Here is a 19,344-nt window from a genome sequence, read left to right as displayed (position 1 = left end):
CCGTTAAAAAACTTAGTCAAATAAAAGGAAGGTAAAGGAGTTGTAATACAGACTTGCAAGGGCAATCATTTAAACGGTTGCCCGCTCAGCTTTTAAAAAATGTAACAGGAAATAATCCGGTTTCGGGCCTTTATGAAGTAAACGATAACAACATTTGACAATGAAAATTTCGAATATTTTATTAACAGGTATTTTGGTATCATGCTTTGAACAAATTTTTGCCCCGACTCCGGTTTTCACCTCCGGATCCGGCGGCTATAAATCATACCGTATACCAGCAATCGTTCGGGCACCCAACGGAGAATTACTCGCATTCTCGGAAGGCCGTGTGGGCGGCAGCGGTGACTTTGGCGATATTGATATTGTTTTAAAACGCAGCAAAGATCAGGGCAAAACCTGGTCCGGCCTCGAAGTGGTTGCCGATTATGACAAACTTCAGGCGGGAAATCCCGCGCCCGTGGTCGATTTATCCGATCCTGAATTTCCAAAAGGCAGATTGTTTTTGTTTTATAACACCGGAAATAACCATGAGGGCGAGGTCAGAAAAGGGAAAGGCCTACGGGAGATCTGGTATAAAACCTCCGTTGATTCGGGTATCAGCTGGTCTGAGCCTGTCAACATTACCACGCAGGTTCACAAGCCAAAACAACCTGCCAGCAACCCGGTCTACAATTTTCCGGAAGACTGGCGAAGTTATGCCATTACACCCGGTCACGCGATGCAGTTTAGCGAAGGAAATTTCAAAGGAAGAATATATATTCCGGCCAATCATACGGCGGGGCCTCCCAAACCTCATTTTACCGATTATCAGGCACATGGATTTTATACGGATGATCATGGTAAAACTTTCAAACTGAGCGAAAACATTTCTTTCGAAGGCTCCAACGAGTCTACTGCGGCAGAAATATCTGAAGGGCGACTGCTATTTAACAGCCGTAACCAAAAGGGCGATGTAAGAGCCCGGATCGTAGCGATCAGCAGTGATGGCGGGAGCCGCTGGGACACAACCTATTTCGATCACAATCTCCCCGACCCCGTTTGCGAAGGCAGTATTTTGACCATTGGAAAATATAAGACCAAAAACATCCTGGCTTTTTCAAACGCCGCCGATACCTTAAAACGGGACAACCTGACGCTAAGAATCAGTTTTGACGACGGAAAAACCTGGAGTAAACAATACCCGGTTGATAAGGGCTCGGAAGGCATCAAAGATTTCACGGCCTATTCGGATCTGGTACAGATCCCGAAAAATTCCGTCGGTGTTTTGTATGAACGGGACGAGTACAAAGAGATCGTTTTTAAGGTAATTCACTGGAAGAAATAAAACAGATTCAAAAAATCACGGCGTAACACCGCTGGAACAGACTCGGGAAATGGCTGATTTCCTTAGTCTGTTTTTGTAAAGGCCTCCTAATAGTAACCCATAGTTGAGTTAGAGTAGACATTGTAACCCTTTTGCTTTAAGGTATAAATTAGTATACAACCCACACAGTCTGTCTCAGCACGTAACTCCACTTTACATGAAATTAGCAAAATACTTCCTGTGGTTCTGCTTGCCAGTGATTTTTTTGAGCGCCTGCGTGCCTGACAAAAAAACTTCCGGCATTGAGGTTACCTGTCAGGAGTGTGTCGGGAAAGAGGTATCCGTATATCACCGCTCCTTATTAAATGAAAAAGAAAAACGCCTCGACTCGGCAATGTTTGATGCATCGGGCATCGCCACATTACATGCCGACTATCGTGATACGATGCGGGTTTCTATTCGTGTAAATAAAAATGACAGTGTTAATTTGTTTACGACAAACCCATATCTGGAACCAGGCAGCAATATTCGGATAAGCTTTGAACACGGGAAAGCGAAATACGAGGGAGATCTCGATGTGTTCAATAATTATCTGGAAGATTTAAGACCCATAGAAATTAAACGATCGCTGTTGAGACAGAAACATTACGGTACCCGCGTTCATAAAAATTCGGACGAAAAAAAAGAGGATTATCTGTCCATGATAAGACAATATGGTTCGCAGTTCAATGAAAAGGTCAGGGCTGAGCAGAAACTTTCCAACGATTACAAGGAACTACTTTACAGCGCGAATTCATCAACGGAAATCCAGGAGCGACTGCTCTTCGAACTGAATCAGATCATTACCCTGAACAATGCAGCCATGGAGCGATCGGATGACGAACCAGCCGTAGATAGCAGCAATATTCTGAGCCCGAAATTTTTCTCTGGTCTTTCAATTAATTCCAATTTAGTAACGCTTGGAGCGACTTTGTATACCGAGTGCCTAAGCTGGGTTATCAATCAGAAATTGATGGACCTGATTAATTTCCATTATGATCAAATGGATAACAATCAGATTAGTCTGTACGCATACATAAAAAAAGCCGTCATGCTCAATCCCGAATTAAACCGGAACCAGGAGTTTTTTATGGCATTGTGTATCACGTTGAATTCACTTCTGGATTATATCGATTACAAAGACTTACTGAGCATTGTGAACGACTACAAAAAAGACTATCCCGGTTCGAAGTATCAGGCTGATCTCGACGAAATTCTGGCTGAATTTGCCCAGTTGAAACCGGGTATGCCTTCGAAAGATTTCAGCTTATCAGATGTATCCGGAAATAAATTCAACCTTTCCGATTTGAAAGGCAAACTTATCTATGTCGATGTGTGGGCAACATGGTGTGGCCCCTGCATTGAGCAAATGCAATATTCAAAAAAACTGGCCCGAAAATACGCAGGTAACAAAAACCTGACTTTCCTCTATGTCTCGGTCGATTCTGATATTGCGGCATGGAAGAAGTTTTTAAAGAAAAATCCAACCCTAAAGGGCGTTCACGGCAATCAACCATGGATAGAGAATAATCCCGCTGATATACGCCTTTTATATAAAATCAATGGGGTTCCGGCATACCTGCTGATCGACAGAGACGGCAGTATCATCGATGTAAACGCACTCCATCCCTCGCAACTTATGGAAAACACCAGCTATCTGGATTCTCTTTTGGCGCGATAAGTCAAAAGGGAATGTTCCTTTATGTGGCTTGAATTCTCATCTTGATATCAGATAAGAATTGGAATATTGCCCGACCCTTGTAGTTAGTTTGTTATTTGGATCAATCATCCACGAATCGTCTACCTTGTAGGAATAACTATATTCTCCGGGCGGCAGATTGATCTTTGCAGCCCACTGCCCGGGAATTGAAGCATTTAATTCAATACTTATTGTGGCATTAGACCGCAAATTTTTCAGGTAAATTTGAATATGATTTGCCGCACTAAAACCGTTAATCCTGAAAGAGAACAGGTTGTCATTTTTATGTTTGAAAATACCAACATATGGGTTAAATGAATCCATTTCTCCTGCTTTCCGGTACAGCGTTTCAGCCTGTTCAGTAGCTCCGCCGAGCAAAAAAGCATTGGCCAACCCCGCCACAGCATTGGCCGACTGCGGATAAACCTCTTTGTTTAATTTAAAAACAGCCATTGCTTCCTCAAATCTTTTCCGGTTTAACAATCGATAGCCAAGATCATCCAGCTCATTTTCTGAAAAATCATAAACTGATTCTCCGGGCGATTGTTTCAGTTGATGATAAAGTTTCAAAGCTTTTGTAATCCCTGATCGCTCGATTTTTCGCTCCATAACACGACTGATACTGCGCGGAAAAATGGAGCTAATCAGTATATTATGCCTGCCTTTTTTCAATATATCGTCTAGTGAAATCGTATCAACCTGCTGAAAATTGAGGTTTTGATAGAGATAGATGATCCCCTTGCTCAAATCACAAACCTGTGAATAAACAGTCGCATTGTCGGGTTGACGCTGCGCAGTTTTAAAGAGGATATCCCGAAACAGGTCGACAGAAATAGGATGGGCAGTAAGTTCTGCAATTGCTGTATTTTTTCGCCAGCATGTAAAATGACTGTCTCCGGTCACATTTATTGCAAAATTCGTCAGCGCAAAAACGGGAGCTTCTTTTCTTATGATGTAGTTTGCATGGATTATGGCATAATCTCCGGATTTATCCGCCACCATAATTTGTGCTTTCTGCTGCCAAGTCAAGTTATATTTCCCTACCAACGCAATGACATCAGCCACCGAGGCACATTCTCTTAATATCTTTTCAGTCAGATATCCGTTAAAATCAGGTTTTGCCGGGTCTCTTTTGATGGCTATTTCCTCCGGTAGTGCCGCAGCGTCAATAAACAAGCCTTTATCATTCATCCCGCCTTCCGGATATTTTTCCCGGAATCCCCAAAAAATATAACCGTTCCTGACATTTGATCTCGGCCGAACCCACAGAAACGACTTTGTGCCAGGTGAGTAGTCTTCGTTATTGCCGACAAGTACCGATTTGCCATTACTTCCCGTGAAAATTGTGCAGGCACTTATTCGCCCGAAAATGAAAACCAAAAGTGAAACTAACAGATATTTTTTCATCCTATTTCATGAATTGTTACGTCGACGAAAGTAGGATACATTTTAAAATCGCATTACCTGAAATCCGCCAACCGGTCAAATTCAGCCGCGAAAATAAAACCTAATATCTAACAAATGATCAACGTGCATTATGAAGACTATTACAAAGTCAGATACCTTTGATCTGGCTGGCAAAGTCATCTTTATAGGTATCTCCGATAGGAATGACCTGTTTCCCGATATAGATTCTCTGACGTTCAACAGCGTCAATCTTGTTGACGGAAATAATGTAGGATTTATGTACCCGCAGAAATCTGGGGTGTGGCAAACGCTCTTGAATTTTAGCCAATCCGGCAAGGCTGAGGAACTTTTCTTTCCCTGTAAAAATGGTTACATAATCTTTACCACCTTCGAGATACAGAATATCTTCCAACATTATCCTCAAAAGCCTGTATTCGGTTTTGATAAAAATGTATTCCGGAGAGGGTTCAACCTGAGCGTCGGTATCAGGATTATCCAACGATAAACGCAGCGCTGATTCGGCCGTCAGTTGATTCTGGGCTTTTTGAACAGCTTTGAGCATCCGTTCAAACGAAACGGGTTTCAGCAGATAGTCAACAACATCATATTCATAACTGTCCAAAGCATATTGCTGGTATGCGGTTGTCAGGATGACCTTTGCTTTACCGGGGAATATCCTCATAAACTCCATCCCTGTGAGCTCCGGCATTTGTATATCAAGAAAAATCAGGTCTACCGGGTTAGACTGCAAAAAGGTTAAAGCGTCTAGAACATTCGTGGTAACATACACCACTTTTAGAAATGGAATCCTTTCTGCATGTGTTTTGATCACGCGCAGTGCTAACGGTTCATCATCAACGACCAAAACGCTTATCATAGTTTTTGAGCCAAATTAATCAATAAAGTACAACAAAAATGGCTGTCACTTTCTACAATCTTTAAGTCAAACTGATTTGGATAAAGAAGTTCCAGCCTTCTGCGAACATTTTTGATTCCAATACCACCTGCTGAATCCTTATTCAGCCGACTTATCTTATTTCTTATAAAAAAGGTCATATCATTATCCAAAGTTGTCAGACTGATCGTCACCGGGTCATCCGGCTCATCTACTTTACCGTGTTTAAAGGCGTTTTCTACAAAGGAAATTAGGAGAAGCGGAGCGATGACGAGCTCTTTTTGATCTAAATTGAGTTTCAATTCAACATAAAAATTTTCCTCATAACGAAGGCTTTGCAGCTCCACTAAATTATGAATATGAGCAATTTCTTTTGACAAAAGTACGCCTTCCGCATTGCTTTCGTACAACATGTACCGGGTCAGATCCGCCAGTTTTAAGAGAACATCCGGTGTTTTTTCCGGTTCGGTCAGGGCCAGCGCATAAAGATTATTGAAGGAATTAAATAAAAAGTGAGGATTAATTTGGGATCTTAAAAACTGTAATTCCATCTGATTTTTTTCATGTTTGATATCCTCATTGCGAACGTAATCATTAACTACTTTTAGCATAAAACAAAGAAAAATACCCATCGCGCTAAAAAAAACATTACTCACAACGTATTCCTTTATAGTGATTTGCTGGTAAAACTGCCATAAGTTAAAAACAGGTCCGATGAATAGTTGTTCAATAACGAAACGTAGAAAAATATCGAAAGTGATTAGCGCAGCAATGGCAAATACGCAAAGAAAATACTGTTTACGAGCCAACAGATATTCAAACAGCCAGAGGCTCAGATAACAGGTCAGGATCGTACGCCCGTAGCCAATTGCAGTGAATGGGTCGGTTAAATCCTGCCAATAAAGTTGATATGTAACATGAAGATTATGGTGTGCCGCCACATTATACAACACCCCAAAAAGTATAAAAAGGATCCAGAAAGCAACGTGAATGGCAAAAATTTTCATTCGGTTCATGTTATCAAATATCGCTGTTAACGTCGTGAAACGAAATAAAAATCTGCCAAGCGTCTGATTTTATCCGCGAATAACCCATTAAAATTGGAAAAATTATACCAAAATGTGAGCCCGCGCTGTCTCCCAATCTTTAAAATGAAGAATTCGGGTACCTATGCCAAACGATTTCAGCAGAAGTACCCGAATTTAGTAAAGAAAGAAAACAAATCTCAGTTTCCAGCATTTACGAATCAATAAACCCGTAGCAGATTAAAACACCTTCTCGTCAGCCGAAGGGCCATAAACGGAAGGCACCGGTATATCATTGAGCCGCATATATACGGTCAGCTGCCCGCGATGGTGCACCCAATGATTGATCGTCATCGTCAGATTGTCTTTTTGGGGAATTTCAAAAATCACCTGACCGTCGTTTTTCAAATAAAACGGCCGCTCCAAATCTTCGGCTGTCACGCCCTTAAGTGCTTTGACCGCGCCCTGAAAACATTCTTCAAAATGATCCACCAGATCTTGCGTCGTCTTCCATTCATAGCGCGCATAGGTTGCAAAATCGACCTCGCCTTTTTCAATCATAAAGGTGATCCAGAGCGGAATTTCGGCAACCAGCAGCGCCAGGTATCCCATACCCATGGATCGGGGATGCGGTTTGTACTCGTACAAAGATTCCGGAATTCTTTCCAGGCACTTTTTTGAGGCTGTGTATTCCGCCTCAAGTTCTTTTATACTTGCCGATGCCAAATCATATGTTTCCATAGCTTTTTGTTTTTTTCGATTCTGCAAAAAAAATAATGCCATGAATTTCAGGTCAGTAAATAGTTTACCAGTCTTCCCCGGCACGACATTTACACGAATAAGATTGTTGACCTGATATACTCGCCAACGCCAATAATCCAGACCAATCAGTTCAACTAACTTCAACAGCTTATGGAATTTATCGAGGTGCTTGGGTTGGTGGCCGGAATTTTCACTTCTTCATCTATAATACCGCAATTGATAACAACAATTAAGAAAAAAAAGGCAGCCGACGTATCAGTTTTGATGTTCGCCGTTTTGCTTGTAGGCAATGGCTTGTGGACATACTACGGTATCAAAAAAGAAGACATTCCGATTATCTCCACCAATGTGTTTTCTCTTTTACTGAATGTTATGATGCTGTTTTTAAAAATCAAATATGACAGAAAACGATAGACGGACACATTTTATGGAAGCAAAAAACTACACCGGAATAGTCCCTGTCAATGTAACAGGAACCGTTATTGACACGGAAAGCTTTACGGAGGCTAAGTCCATACATGCCGCTTTAAAGATTTATGAAATTGTGAAACTGAGGCTGATCGACATCAACAACTGGCAAAATCTTACGGGTGAACCCATGGCCGCCTTTCAGCTGACAGATTCCCAAGGAACTGATGAAACAGGCTTTGTAAAAAAAGGACAGTTTATCAAAATTGATATTCCCGGCCCGGGTACGGAATCCGGTATGGGCCACGACTGGGTACGGGTGGAAGAAATTGAAGAGTTCGTTTCTCAGGATGTGCAAAGTATTGGTATGCGCGTAAGACCATCTGTGAACCCGGCTGGCACTGATGATGAAATTGCCCACTTCTACGCAAAAGAAACCACCAGTTCTTTTGTGGTCACCAGAGAAAATTTAAAGATAACCGCCGGTGTGTATGACCGAAACACAATGATCAACAAGTCGTCTGAAAATCCTCTTGACCAGTTAAGAAATACCATAGCCGGTTCTTCGGCCAAAATATTGCTTTCCAGGTTTCAATGGAAAACGCTCTGCGAAGGACTCCTGGAAGGTGTCGAATGAGTCGATAAGTAACGAATCTTAAACTTTTTTCACAAAACTGATTTCCCCGTTACACTCCATATAAGCACGGTCAATGGATTCCAGCGACTCCATACTCAGACTCTTTCTCAGGCACTCATAAAAATCCTTTTCGCTCACCAATGCACGTTTCATATTCTCGCCGATCATCTGTCCGTTTTCATAAAGCACAATACGCTCGCCTTTGATGTAACTGCTGAAATGTTCATTCGTCGTAGCAAGAAACGCAAAAAGGCGGTGCATAATCACGATCACAAAGGCAGCACAGACCGTCGGGATAAATTCAGAAGCGCCGACAACGGTTCGCGCTAAAATAGCACCCAGCAGCATCACAATGATATTATCAAACGGTGATCGCATTCCAAAGGAGCGCCTCCCGCTGATCCTGATCAGGATCAGTGTCAGTAAAAACACTACCGCCGCCCGGAGGCACATGTGATAGGTATTCAGATTTTTGCCCTCCCCAAAAATATCTGTGATTACTTCCATAAAAAATATGTCAAGACCGAAACCTGTGGAAACAATGTGGAACTATCAATTCCCGTACCAGTACTACCAGGCGGATTACGGAAGCACCCGAACGCACGGCATACTTTTTTACTGCTTTGCCGAAAGAATAACCACGATCACTTCATCCATGGAAAATATATATTCGTTCGTATCCGACATCGTTAAACTCTGGAATCTGTATCAGCTGAAAGAAAGTTTATACAAAGAAGCGCTCACGCTGGAAGATCTTGGTCCGCTCAGACGGACATGCAGCCAAGGCTATATGATTTCACTGCTTTTTAAAAAAGAAATACACTGGTTATACGATCAGGTAAAATCGATGCTGGATGACGGCGACATCGATAATTTCAGAATGAAACAAGGGCTTCACAATCTGATCGTTACCTCGGAAAGTAAATCTTTACTCACCGACATGATACTGGAACAGGAAAACAAAACGATCAGACTTTACCGAAAAATTCTGGACAGCGATAACCTGTCCTATGAAACACACGGACTGTTGACCGACCATTTCGAAAAATTGAAAGAGATTAATTTCACCTTGCAGCATCAGACAGCCTGCCTTGTAAAACCTCAATACATCAGTCAACCAGCCGTGGCATAACTTTCCTAATCCGGGGAACCGAACCTGTTGATGAAAAGCGACAGGTGACATGGAAAAAATCCGAAACAGCTACCCTATTTCTCCCGAATATCTTTTGGCTTCCGATTCCCTGACAACAATGTATGTTGTCAGGGAATCATTTTTTAGGAGAAAATAAATCCACAATTATTTAATGCAACATAGTTGCGAAAATAATAAAATTATATATTTGCAACATTATTGCATTTATTCAAAAACTATCTTCTGGCGATTGCTAAGACCTAAAAAGGCCCAAATCCCAGTAGAATAGCCATTTATGAACGACCGTCAATAAAAACTGAAATACAACACCTCAAAAAATACCACCATGCTTCAAGCCGAAAATCTGACCAAAAAATACAGCGATCACATCGCGCTTAATAACTTAAACCTGACGATTCATCCGGGCGAAATTTTTGCACTGCTCGGACAGAATGGCGCCGGAAAAACCACGACGATAAATTTGTTTCTGGGATTTGTACAACCTACCTCCGGTGTTGCACGGATCAACGGCATTTCGGTTGCAGAGCATCCGCAGGAGATAAAAAAACACCTCGCCTACATACCTGAGACCGTCATGCTTTACCCTAACCTGACCGGTGTAGAAAATCTGCAATATTTTTCGTCACTGGCCGGTTTCGAATATTCTACAACAGAGTTACAAGAACTCCTGACCACCTCCGGCCTGCAATCAAAGTCTTTCCATGAGCGGCTTGGCGGGTATTCAAAAGGAATGCGTCAAAAAGTAGGTATTGCGATCGCCATTGCTAAAAAGGCCAAAGTGCTGCTTCTCGACGAGCCAACCAGCGGGCTGGATCCCAAAGCGTCCAACGAGTTTTCAGAGATCATTAAAGAATTATCAAAAAACGGAACGGCCATCCTCATGGCCACACACGATATCTTCCGCGCAAGGGAAGTTGCAACAACCATTGGCATTATGAAAGAAGGACATCTGGTATCCGCGCTGAGCGCCAAAGATGTTTCAGCTAACGAGCTGGAAAAACTGTATCTGCAAACTGTCTGACCCTCACTCCGATTATCTGAACAAAACCCGGTTATGAAACACTCCTTTACGATCTTATTATTACTTAGCTCACTTGCTCTGAAAGCCCAAATATCCGGCAACGTCTCGGACGCCGCGACAGGCGAAAAAATAGCCGGTGCAACCATCACACAGCCCGACTCCCAAAAAGGAACAACCACGGATGCCAAAGGTGACTTTTCGCTGGAAGCAAAGGGAACGATACAGGTTTCATTTTTAGGCTACAAAACAATCAGGATTAAAGATACCAGCCGCTTTTTGGTCATTGCCCTTGTACCTGAAATCAATCAGCTCCAGACGGTTGAAGTGACGGGACGAACGGCAAAAGACTACAACAGTGAGTATTCCTTCGCAGCTACCCGGATCTCCGCTTTGAACAAGGACATACCTCAGTCTATTTCCACGATCACCAAAGAATTGATGGCCGACCGGCAGGCATTTTACCTGGCCGATGCGGTCAAAATTGCGAGTGGCGTGATTCCGTCGAGTTACTACAACCAATATACGATCAGAGGTATCAGCCAAAACGAAGAAGGGCAAATCATCAACGGGATGCGGACCCGGCAATACTATTTTTTACAACCGCTGACGACCAACATCGAAAGAGTGGAAGTGATCAAGGGCCCGGCAAGCGCCACCTTTTCGTCGGTTGATCCGGGAGGAAGTATCAACCTCGTGACGAAAAAACCGCTTGTTACGCCCAGAAAAACAGCCAGTATGAGTGTGGGCAGTTTCAGTACATTCCGGGGTACGCTCGATTTTACGGGCCCTCTGAACGAATCGAAAACGCTGTTGTACCGCCTCAACGGCGCTTATCAGGAAGCACGGTCATACAGAGATCTGGTCGGGAACAAGTCCGTCCTGGTTTCACCTTCGATAAGTTATATACCCAACGACAAAACAGCCATTAACGCTGAACTGATTTTCAGCAACATTAACGGAAATCTGGATCGTGGGCAACCTATTTTTGGAGCCGTTGCTGGGAAGACTGACTTAAAAAGTACACCCAGAAGCCTTAATCTCGGCGCATCCAACGACTTTTTCAAGTCAAAGGAAGTTATCATCATGATGAGTCTGGCTCAGAAGATCAGTTCGAAAATCAGTTTCAACAGCGCGTACATGAAGCAGTCCTGGACCGAAAATTTGCAGGAACACAGGACCACAAACGCCTTCGCCCCTGATATCAGCAACACGCCGATTACAAGCATGGTCGCGATGCAGTTTGTCCAGCGTCAGCAATACTGGAACACGGATAACCTGAACAGTTATCTAAACTTTGATTTTGGTACGGGTCCATTCTCCCACAAACTTCTGGTGGGTTATGACTTAAACCGATGGCAAAAACTCAAAGGCGGCGGACAAAATGCAGCAAGAGGTTTTCTGTTAAAAGACGGTTCCGTTGCAGGCTCTTTTATTTTAGCCAATGCTGCTAATTATCAAAGCGTTACCATTGGCGGCAAGATTTTACCCAAACCCAACGTCAGTCATTTTGACCTGCAAAACCCCTCATACACCATTAGAAATGCCGAAGATTACACCCTGAACGTCAGGACTGCCCTGCCCCCGGCATTGACGACGAATCACGCCATTTATATCCAGGATCAAATGAAGTGGAACAGATTTACACTTCTTTGGAGCTTGCGGAAGGAATGGTTTGAAGATATCACAAACTACGAAGCGCCCAATACGCTCAAAATGCACAAAACGGTTTTACTCCCGCGAATCGGCTTTACTTATGCGGCAAGTCCGGCTGTGAATTTTTATGGCACTTATCTGCAAGGTTATCAGCCGCAGTCAAACACGGTAACGCTTATGCCACAAACAGGATCGTTACCTGCCGGAAGTCAGTTTGCGCCGTTAAAAAGTGACCTGAAAGAATTGGGCCTAAAAGCGGATCTTTTCAAAAACCGGGTCAGACTTAATGTTGCACTTTACGAAATCGAGCAAAAAAACATTTTGATGAATGCAAACGACCCGGCCAATCCTGACTTGTTGGTCACCCGTGGTGCGGAACGCAGTCGCGGGATTGAGTGGGACATAGCCGGCTACATCACACCCGACTGGCAGATTAATGCGTCGTACAGCTTCATTGACGCAACAATAACCCAGGATCAGAACCAGTCATTGATCGGCGCGAGAAAACAAAACACACCAAAACACAGCGCCAACCTATGGACCCGGTATAACTTCAACCGATCATCCGCTTTAAAAGATCTAGGTATTGGACTGGGCATCCAGCATCAGGGCAACAAAGTACCATGGTTTACCCGCGACTTTATGGTACCCGCCTTTATGGTTTTCGACGCGGCGATTTTTTACAATCCTTCAAAAAGCAATATCCAGCTGGCCTTAAACGCAGGGAATTTATTTGACAAAACCTACTGGCTGGGAGCCCAAACCTACGCACGTCTGTTCCCGGCCGCCCCTCGAAACGCCACCCTGACCCTGACTTATCAATTTTAACGTAACGTTTGGAAAATGATACCTGAATTACTGATTGCCAGACATTTTTGGAATAACGCCTTTAAGAACAAAGCCCTATTTATTCTCCTTGTTTTCATCGTTTTTTTACTCTCTTATGCGGCCTACACCGGCTGGACAAGCTTTGTTGACCAAAACGAAATAACATCCGGATTCCAGAATCAGGCCAGACAGGACTGGCTTGATAATCCCGACAAACATCCCCACCGGATGGCGCATTACGGTCATTTTGCCTTTCGTCCCAAAGCGCCCTTGAGTATTTTCGATTTTGGTATGGAGAGCTTTTTTGGAAATACCATTTTTCTTGAAGCACATAAACAAAACGCCGTTAACTTTTCTCAGGCAGGTTTTTCTACCAGCATGCTCCGGTTTGGAGAGATAAGTATTGCGCAGATTTTGCAAATTCTGTTGCCCTTGTTAATCTTCTTCTTAGGCTTTGGAAGCATAGCCAGCGAGCGCGAAAACGGCACGTTAAAAATTATTTTAACACAGGGAATCAGCTGGAAACAGTTGCTGATTGGTAAAAGTCTGGGTATGATCCAGGTGACAATGGCGCTATATCTGCCTGTTATGCTTGCCACCATTTTACTTTGGAGTATGCTTCAAAACGGCAGCATTTCGCTTGACCAGATCCTCCGTTTGCTGCTTGTTTCACTCGCCTATTTTATCTACCTGGCCATTTTTTGTGTGATCGCGATATTGATCTCGGCCGCCAGTAAGACGTCAAAATCAGCGTTGGTTTCGCTGATTGGCCTGTGGCTGGCCTTAACCATTGTTTTACCAAGAGCTTCCCAGGCGTTAGGCACTTACATTTACCCGGCGCCATCCAAAATTACTTTCCAGACCGGGATCGAAAATGACATTCTCAAAGAGGGCGACAGCCATAATCCCAACGATCCACATTACAAAAACATAAAAGATTCCCTGCTGCTGGCTCACCGGGCCGATTCCGTGCAGCAGCTCCCTTTTAATTACAGTGGGTTTATTATGGCGGAAGGAGAAAAAATCAGCGCCCGCATCTACGACCAGCATTTCGAAAAACTCCTGGAAGTGTATCAGGATCAGAACAGTTTTTCAAAAACGATGGCGTTTTTCAATCCGTTTATGGCGATCAAAAATCTATCGATGACCCTTTCGGGGACCGACTACAATGCCTACATCGACTTTCAGCGGCAAGCCGAGGCTTACCGTTACGCGATGGCGCAAAAAATGAACGAACTTCAAATTAAATACATCAGCAACAAAAAGCCCGGACCGAGTGATAAACCTTATATCATCGATCAAAAACACTGGCAGGAAGTCCCCGAATTTCAGTACCGCCCGACCGGCATTTCCGCTGTCCTGAAAACGGAGGTCATTACTTTCTTAGCTTTTATCTTCTGGATAACAGCGCTCATTTGCATCATTCAACTGATGTCCAAAAAGCTTAACGTAAACTAAAATGATCAAACTAGCCTTTAAAAATTTTATCTCCTCGAACGGAGTGAAAATTGGACTGCTATTTTTACTGATAACCGGACTTGTGAGTGTTATCATCGGAAAACAGTTTCTTGAAAAACAAACGGGCAATGCCGCCGAAGCAGCGGTTTTCCAAAAAGAACACATCGCCAGAAATGTTCAGTATCACCCGAAGGAAATAGGACTGCTGCTGTATTACATTAAGTTTTCGCTGATTAACGAAACGAAGCCGATAAACAGCCTGTCGATCGGGCAACGTGATGTAAACTCCTCCATTCAGAGCGTAACCATCCGGGGCCTCGAAGCGCAGAAATACGATGCCGATCTGCAAAATCCGAGTAATTTGCTGCTTGGCAATATTGATTTCAGTTTTGTGCTGATCTACCTTTTTCCGCTTTTTATCATTGCTTTTACCTACAATATCATTTCAGAAGAAAAAGAAAGTGGGACCTGGAAAGTCGCGGCAGTGCAAAGCAACAATTTGTTCGGGCTCGTTCTGAGGTTATTTGCGATCCGGTTGTCAGCCATAATCGTAACCCTGTTGGTCATCCTGCTCGTGGCCCTGGTGGTGTTAAACATCCCCGTCGATGGACGCTTTTTCCTGCTGCTGATCATGTCGTTCCTGTACATTCTTTTCTGGTTTGGTGTGAGTTTCTGGATTGCTTCGCTGGGAAAAAGTTCGAGTTACAATGCGGTTTTGCTGTTATCGGTCTGGATAAGTCTGATCGTCATTTTACCGGCGGTCGTCAACAGTTATCTGGTCAGTAAATATCCTGTTCCCGAAGCGCTTGAAACGACTGTGAAACAGCGAAAAGGGTATCATGAAAAATGGGATATGGACAAAAAACCGACTATGGATCAGTTTTACGCGCATTATCCGGAGTTCAAAAAATTCCCGTTGCCAGAGGCCGAATTCAGCTGGCTTTGGTATTATGCCATGCAGCAGGCCGGGGACGATGATGCCTCCGTGGAAGTTGCCGAATTGCGGAAAAAGCTTGGATTACGGAACACGGCCAGTATTGGTATCGCCAGATTTATCCCTACCGTTCATATGCAGGTACAGCTGGATGAAATAGCGAAATCGGGGTTGACAAACCAGCTTGCTTTCATGGATCAAACCAGCCGTTTTCATGAGAAAATGAGGCTATATTTCTATCCTAAAATTTTCAGTGAATCGGCGGTGAATAATGAAAACTGGGCGAAATTCAAAGTAGAAACCTTTTCGGACAATACACCTGTAAGCTTACCCGGCGCGATTGCACCGCTGCTTGTTTTCACTTTGTTACTGGCTGCTTTGGGCTGGGTTAATTTCAGAAAAAATATTTACAGATGGTAACTGGTTTTAGATTTCAGGATCTTTCCCTGAAATTACTGCCTCGTAACAATCATCTCAACCCGACGGTTAAGTCTTCGGTTTTCTTCACTGTTGTTGACAGCAACCGGTGTTTTACTGCCAAGACCTTTGACCGAGATCCGGTTTGTAGAGATGCGGTGATCGACCAGATATCTTTTTATCACATTGACCCTGTCAAAGGAAAGCGCGAGATTTCTGGCAGGGTCACCCTGATTATCGGTATGCCCCAGCAGCGCAATTTCCATGGTTGGATAAGCTTGCAAATATTCAAGCAACCGGTCGAGCTCCGGTTTGGATTCCGGTAAAATCACGGCTTTACTCTGTTCAAATCTGACAGACAACGTCAATTTTTCGCCTACTTTTGGTTTGGGAAAAGCGGCTGTTTCACCGTCCGAAACACGCTTTTCAACCGCCCTGCTATCATTAGGATTCTGCGCCGAAGCACTGACGTAGTCAACCTGTACAGGATCCGGTTCGCGCTGCGTCATCTGCATCTTTGTGGCAGACTTCCCTGAATTTCCGCGCACTGCGGAAGGTGTTTTGTTAGCCTCTTTACTGGAAGTTATTGTTTGAGAAATTTTGAATGTACCAGGCGGACAATTTCCGGCTAAGTATGCCTTTTTTTGATACGATTTTTTACTGGTCCAAGGGCCCTCAATAATTCGTTTTTTTTCATTTCTTTCGACAAAAAAGAAACCTTTCAGATCTTTCAGACACCAAGCGATGCCTGCATTCGAAGAATCTTTAATTACTTCAAATTCATTCATCAATACCTTGCCATCATAGATAAGGCCACGAAATTTCTGGACGACGAAACCATATCGCGAGCCCGTTTTTATTTCGCCGCTCAAAAGTTTACCTACCTGATTGATGCGAACGTCAAGCGTAAAAGGTCCAAACTCGTTACCAGGTTGTTCAACAATACCCGACCACACACCCGACAAGTCCTGACAAAAGCCTGAAAAACAAAACATCAAATGGATTGCGACACAGATAATAACGGGTTTCATCAAAACATTTGTTAAAGGTGTGTCCGGTTTTAGCCGGTCAATTTCAAACGCAGGCCGGTCTTAAAGATGCCCGATCCGGAACCCAATATTCAACATTTTTTCCATAATAGAAACTCCTGATTTTCTGTACTTGACATAGACTTCGCTACATTTTCAAAGTTAAAACCTTCATACTTGCTAACGCGATCGTAGATTGTATCGAATCCAGCTGCTCCGTGAGGGATGTAACAGCTGTCTTTTTCACCAAATAAACCCAACCAAATGTCGGGAATCCAAGGTCCCTGATCGGTATTGATCAGTTTTATGCAATCAATATCGTCCCAGAATATCTGCTCCGAATCTCCGTTGGGAGTTTGCACCCTGATGAAAATGTCGGTTATTTCAATCTGATATAAATCCTCAGGTTGCCTTCCATTTTTTCCAAAAATCCTGCGAAGCCACATTTTCATTTTGATCGTTTATCTCCTGTGTCCGAGTCAGAAAACATGAGCCTGAAAATCCGATAAACGGCGTAAAAACTTAAGCCGACTCCGGAAAATACAAGAATCACAAATAGCAGATCATTTCCGGACAAGTCAATTTGTAACATTATTATCAATACCACCAACATCAATATGGCGGCAAGTATTCCGATAACCTTGTTCTGTATCCGAAGATACCGGATCAGAAATTTCCTGAATTGGTTATTCATTGTTTTTGCAAATATCTCAAACCAACGGATAACCCAATTTGATAAGGCTGGATTTGAAACCTGTTTTCTGTATTTTTCAATTTCACAAAGCTGTATTCAAAATAAGGACCGATAACCAGAGACGTTTTTCTACTGACCGTTATTTGCTTTCCAATGCCGAAATTTCCCCAAACAGCATTTTGTCTAGTGGACAATTCCCGGGAAACTTCTGTACCGAGATCAAGATAGTAATTTTTGAACGGGCCATTTTTTGCCACAACATGCTTCTTAACCCCCAGTCCCAAAAGCCTGAATGTACTTTTTTTTTCGACAGGTGTTCCTTTCCTGATCAGTTTATAATCGCTCGTCTCGTCATGTTCTACCAAAAATTCATCGGTCGCAATTTCATAGATCAACGACTGCTTGAACTGCCCGTAATTAAGCAGAAACTGAAAACCATTTTTTTCGACACCCACATTAAATTTATGCCCAAGGCTGCTGACCGAAATCCTGTCCGGAAACCGAAAATTCTGATACCTTATTTTGGGATCAGGAATAATTGTGAGCAGCTGAAACGTATTCATTGATGCAGCAGTGGCTAAAAACCGCCATTGATTTCGATCCTTAACAGCAGGAAACGCCTCAACGGGAGGCGTTGTATTGACAACCATCTCTTTTCGCGGGAAGCTGGAAAAGACGGGCTGTCTGTTGTCCAGTAATTCAAGATTGTTTATTGGTGAAGCTTTGTTTTGACCGTCATTGCCGGCTACATCCGAAGCCTGCGTAGGGAAAGTCGTTTCCTGCTCAACACCGATCTCTTTCCTATAATCTGTTCTGTTTTTTTCACCGGCGAAAACAGGTAAAACACTTAATTTTTGCGCGTCATAAACGTCACTTTGCGATTCAGTATCATCCTTGAACCGTTCAGTTTTTGTTACGAGCCCTTTTTCTGATTTCCGTAAAAGCTTGTTTGCGGCAACCGTCGGACGTTTCAGTTTTTCAGATAAGCGTACACTTTCCTGCGTAATTTCAACCGGTTGCTCCCGGGTTAATTTTTCATCCTTTCTATTTTCGTCGCTGTATACTTTTCTTCCTTTTAATTCTCCTTCAAGGGATTTATCATGTTTCACAATACCCTTATGCAACGACGTCCCTTTTTCAGTTTTCGGTGTAACGAGACCCGCCAGGGTATTTTTCGGATCCTCTTCCCATGACGACAAAAACATCAGTGTTGCGGTCACGATAATGGCAAAAAGTAAAGACAACTGGATAAACTGCTGTGCAATACCAGGACTTTGCCCCACTTTCAATGTATGAAAAATAGACTGTATTAACGATGGATCCGGCTCCTTTTCAAAGGTGTCGAATTTACGTTTGAGGGCTTTTCGCAATACCTCATCTATCGGTTCGTCAGTAGATTTCATTTTGCGTTATTCCTAGTTCCTGTAATTTCATCAGCAATAAATTTCTCCCGCGCATGTATTGCGACCGGGAAGTACTCTCTGCAATCGATAACATTTTAGCAATTTCTACGTGTGTGTAATCATCAATCAAGTGCATGTTAATCACAATCCGGTATCCATCCGGCAACTGGTTTATCACTTCCATCAATACGGCCATGTCGATCTGATCAATGATCCGTCCGTAATCGTCGTTCTCCGGATCGTTACCCAGCAAGTCAAGCGAGACGCTTAACGCTTCTGTTTTTGTCGTTCTGTTATAATAATTTATTGCCGTCCTGACAACAACCGATTTCACCCAGCTATCAACCGATTCAGGCTCTTTCAATTCCTGAATAAATCGAAAAACCTTTACCAGCGAATCCTGAAAAATATCTTCCGCCTCGGCATCTGTTCTTGCATAACGTGCACACACACCGGCCAGTTTGGTTTTATACCGCTCATACAAGACAGTCTGCGCCCTTGCATCTTGCTTTTGGCAGGCATGTACAAGATCCGTTAGTGTTTTATATTTGTTAGGGCGGAAAAAACTCATTCAGAAACG

General features: G+C 43.2%; 18 protein-coding genes. 9 read left to right on the top strand and 9 right to left on the bottom strand.

What is annotated here, in order from left to right:
• The first annotated feature begins 160 nt into the window (after nt 1-160).
• Together M1L62_RS13630 and M1L62_RS13625 are read left to right on the top strand one after the other, a co-directional pair.
• The gene (locus M1L62_RS13630) at nt 161-1,324 is read left to right on the top strand and encodes a sialidase family protein (protein WP_254560138.1); all 1,164 of its coding nucleotides are present in this window, start codon (nt 161-163) and stop codon (nt 1,322-1,324) included.
• Between the two features lie 196 nt (nt 1,325-1,520).
• Complete coding sequence (locus M1L62_RS13625) at nt 1,521-3,023, top strand: TlpA family protein disulfide reductase (protein ID WP_254560137.1); 1,503 nt, start codon at nt 1,521-1,523, stop codon at nt 3,021-3,023.
• 36 nt (nt 3,024-3,059) lie between these two features.
• Here M1L62_RS13625 and M1L62_RS13620 read toward each other — a convergent pair whose 3' ends face one another.
• The 4 genes from M1L62_RS13620 to M1L62_RS13605 all read right to left on the bottom strand — a co-directional run bounded on the left by M1L62_RS13620 (nt 3,060) and on the right by M1L62_RS13605 (nt 7,109).
• Nucleotides 3,060-4,448, bottom strand: a complete 1,389-nt coding sequence (locus M1L62_RS13620) for a carcinine hydrolase/isopenicillin-N N-acyltransferase family protein (RefSeq protein ID WP_254560136.1) — start codon at nt 4,446-4,448, stop codon at nt 3,060-3,062.
• Between the two features lie 148 nt (nt 4,449-4,596).
• A complete protein-coding gene (locus tag M1L62_RS13615) occupies nt 4,597-5,325 on the bottom strand; it encodes a LytR/AlgR family response regulator transcription factor (RefSeq protein WP_254560135.1) in 729 nt (242 codons plus the stop codon).
• Nucleotides 5,322-6,350, bottom strand: coding sequence for a sensor histidine kinase (locus M1L62_RS13610; RefSeq protein ID WP_254560134.1), 1,029 nt, complete (start codon nt 6,348-6,350; stop codon nt 5,322-5,324). Before M1L62_RS13610 ends, M1L62_RS13615 begins: the two co-directional genes overlap by 4 nt.
• A gap of 258 nt (nt 6,351-6,608) precedes the next feature.
• A complete protein-coding gene (locus M1L62_RS13605; protein WP_254560133.1) occupies nt 6,609-7,109 on the bottom strand; it encodes a DinB family protein in 501 nt (166 codons plus the stop codon).
• A 171-nt stretch (nt 7,110-7,280) separates the two neighbouring features.
• Here M1L62_RS13605 and M1L62_RS13600 point away from each other — a divergent pair, with 171 nt between their 5' ends.
• Nucleotides 7,281-7,544 (top strand): SWEET family sugar transporter, encoded by a 264-nt coding sequence (locus tag M1L62_RS13600; RefSeq protein WP_254560132.1) that lies wholly within the window; start codon nt 7,281-7,283, stop codon nt 7,542-7,544.
• The gene (locus M1L62_RS13595) at nt 7,528-8,175 is read left to right on the top strand and encodes a hypothetical protein (RefSeq protein WP_254560131.1); all 648 of its coding nucleotides are present in this window, start codon (nt 7,528-7,530) and stop codon (nt 8,173-8,175) included. The genes M1L62_RS13600 and M1L62_RS13595 overlap by 17 nt, the downstream gene beginning before the upstream one ends.
• A gap of 18 nt (nt 8,176-8,193) precedes the next feature.
• Here M1L62_RS13595 and M1L62_RS13590 read toward each other — a convergent pair whose 3' ends face one another.
• Nucleotides 8,194-8,682, bottom strand: coding sequence for a DUF421 domain-containing protein (locus M1L62_RS13590; RefSeq protein ID WP_254560130.1), 489 nt, complete (start codon nt 8,680-8,682; stop codon nt 8,194-8,196).
• A gap of 7 nt (nt 8,683-8,689) precedes the next feature.
• Here M1L62_RS13590 and M1L62_RS13585 point away from each other — a divergent pair, with 7 nt between their 5' ends.
• From M1L62_RS13585 to M1L62_RS13565, 5 genes are all read left to right on the top strand, one after another.
• Nucleotides 8,690-9,307, top strand: a complete 618-nt coding sequence (locus tag M1L62_RS13585; RefSeq protein ID WP_254560129.1) for a hypothetical protein — start codon at nt 8,690-8,692, stop codon at nt 9,305-9,307.
• Nucleotides 9,308-9,653: 346 nt separating this feature from the next.
• Complete coding sequence (locus tag M1L62_RS13580; RefSeq protein ID WP_254560128.1) at nt 9,654-10,349, top strand: ABC transporter ATP-binding protein; 696 nt, start codon at nt 9,654-9,656, stop codon at nt 10,347-10,349.
• Between the two features lie 33 nt (nt 10,350-10,382).
• Complete coding sequence (locus M1L62_RS13575; RefSeq protein WP_254560127.1) at nt 10,383-12,830, top strand: TonB-dependent receptor; 2,448 nt, start codon at nt 10,383-10,385, stop codon at nt 12,828-12,830.
• Nucleotides 12,831-12,845: 15 nt separating this feature from the next.
• Complete coding sequence (locus tag M1L62_RS13570) at nt 12,846-14,288, top strand: ABC transporter permease (protein ID WP_254560126.1); 1,443 nt, start codon at nt 12,846-12,848, stop codon at nt 14,286-14,288.
• Nucleotide 14,289: 1 nt separating this feature from the next.
• Nucleotides 14,290-15,642, top strand: a complete 1,353-nt coding sequence (locus M1L62_RS13565) for a DUF3526 domain-containing protein (RefSeq protein ID WP_254560125.1) — start codon at nt 14,290-14,292, stop codon at nt 15,640-15,642.
• A 32-nt stretch (nt 15,643-15,674) separates the two neighbouring features.
• Here the strand turns inward: M1L62_RS13565 and M1L62_RS13560 are convergent, their stop codons facing one another.
• From M1L62_RS13560 to M1L62_RS13545, 4 genes are all read right to left on the bottom strand, one after another.
• On the bottom strand, nt 15,675-16,670 hold the full coding sequence (locus M1L62_RS13560) for an OmpA family protein (protein WP_254560124.1): 996 nt from the start codon (nt 16,668-16,670) through the stop codon (nt 15,675-15,677).
• A gap of 89 nt (nt 16,671-16,759) precedes the next feature.
• A complete protein-coding gene (locus M1L62_RS13555; RefSeq protein WP_254560123.1) occupies nt 16,760-17,119 on the bottom strand; it encodes a hypothetical protein in 360 nt (119 codons plus the stop codon).
• Nucleotides 17,120-17,357: 238 nt separating this feature from the next.
• On the bottom strand, nt 17,358-18,764 hold the full coding sequence (locus tag M1L62_RS13550; RefSeq protein ID WP_254560122.1) for a hypothetical protein: 1,407 nt from the start codon (nt 18,762-18,764) through the stop codon (nt 17,358-17,360).
• Nucleotides 18,751-19,335: an RNA polymerase sigma factor gene (locus M1L62_RS13545; protein WP_254560121.1), complete on the bottom strand. Its 585-nt coding sequence runs from the start codon at nt 19,333-19,335 to the stop codon at nt 18,751-18,753. Before M1L62_RS13545 ends, M1L62_RS13550 begins: the two co-directional genes overlap by 14 nt.
• Nucleotides 19,336-19,344 lie beyond the last annotated feature (9 nt).

The organism is Dyadobacter diqingensis, from assembly GCF_024220585.1.
Classification (GTDB): Bacteria; Bacteroidota; Bacteroidia; order Cytophagales; family Spirosomataceae; genus Dyadobacter; species Dyadobacter diqingensis.
The sequence above is the reverse complement of the archived record's forward strand: the minus strand, read 5'-3'. Positions and strand labels throughout refer to the sequence as shown.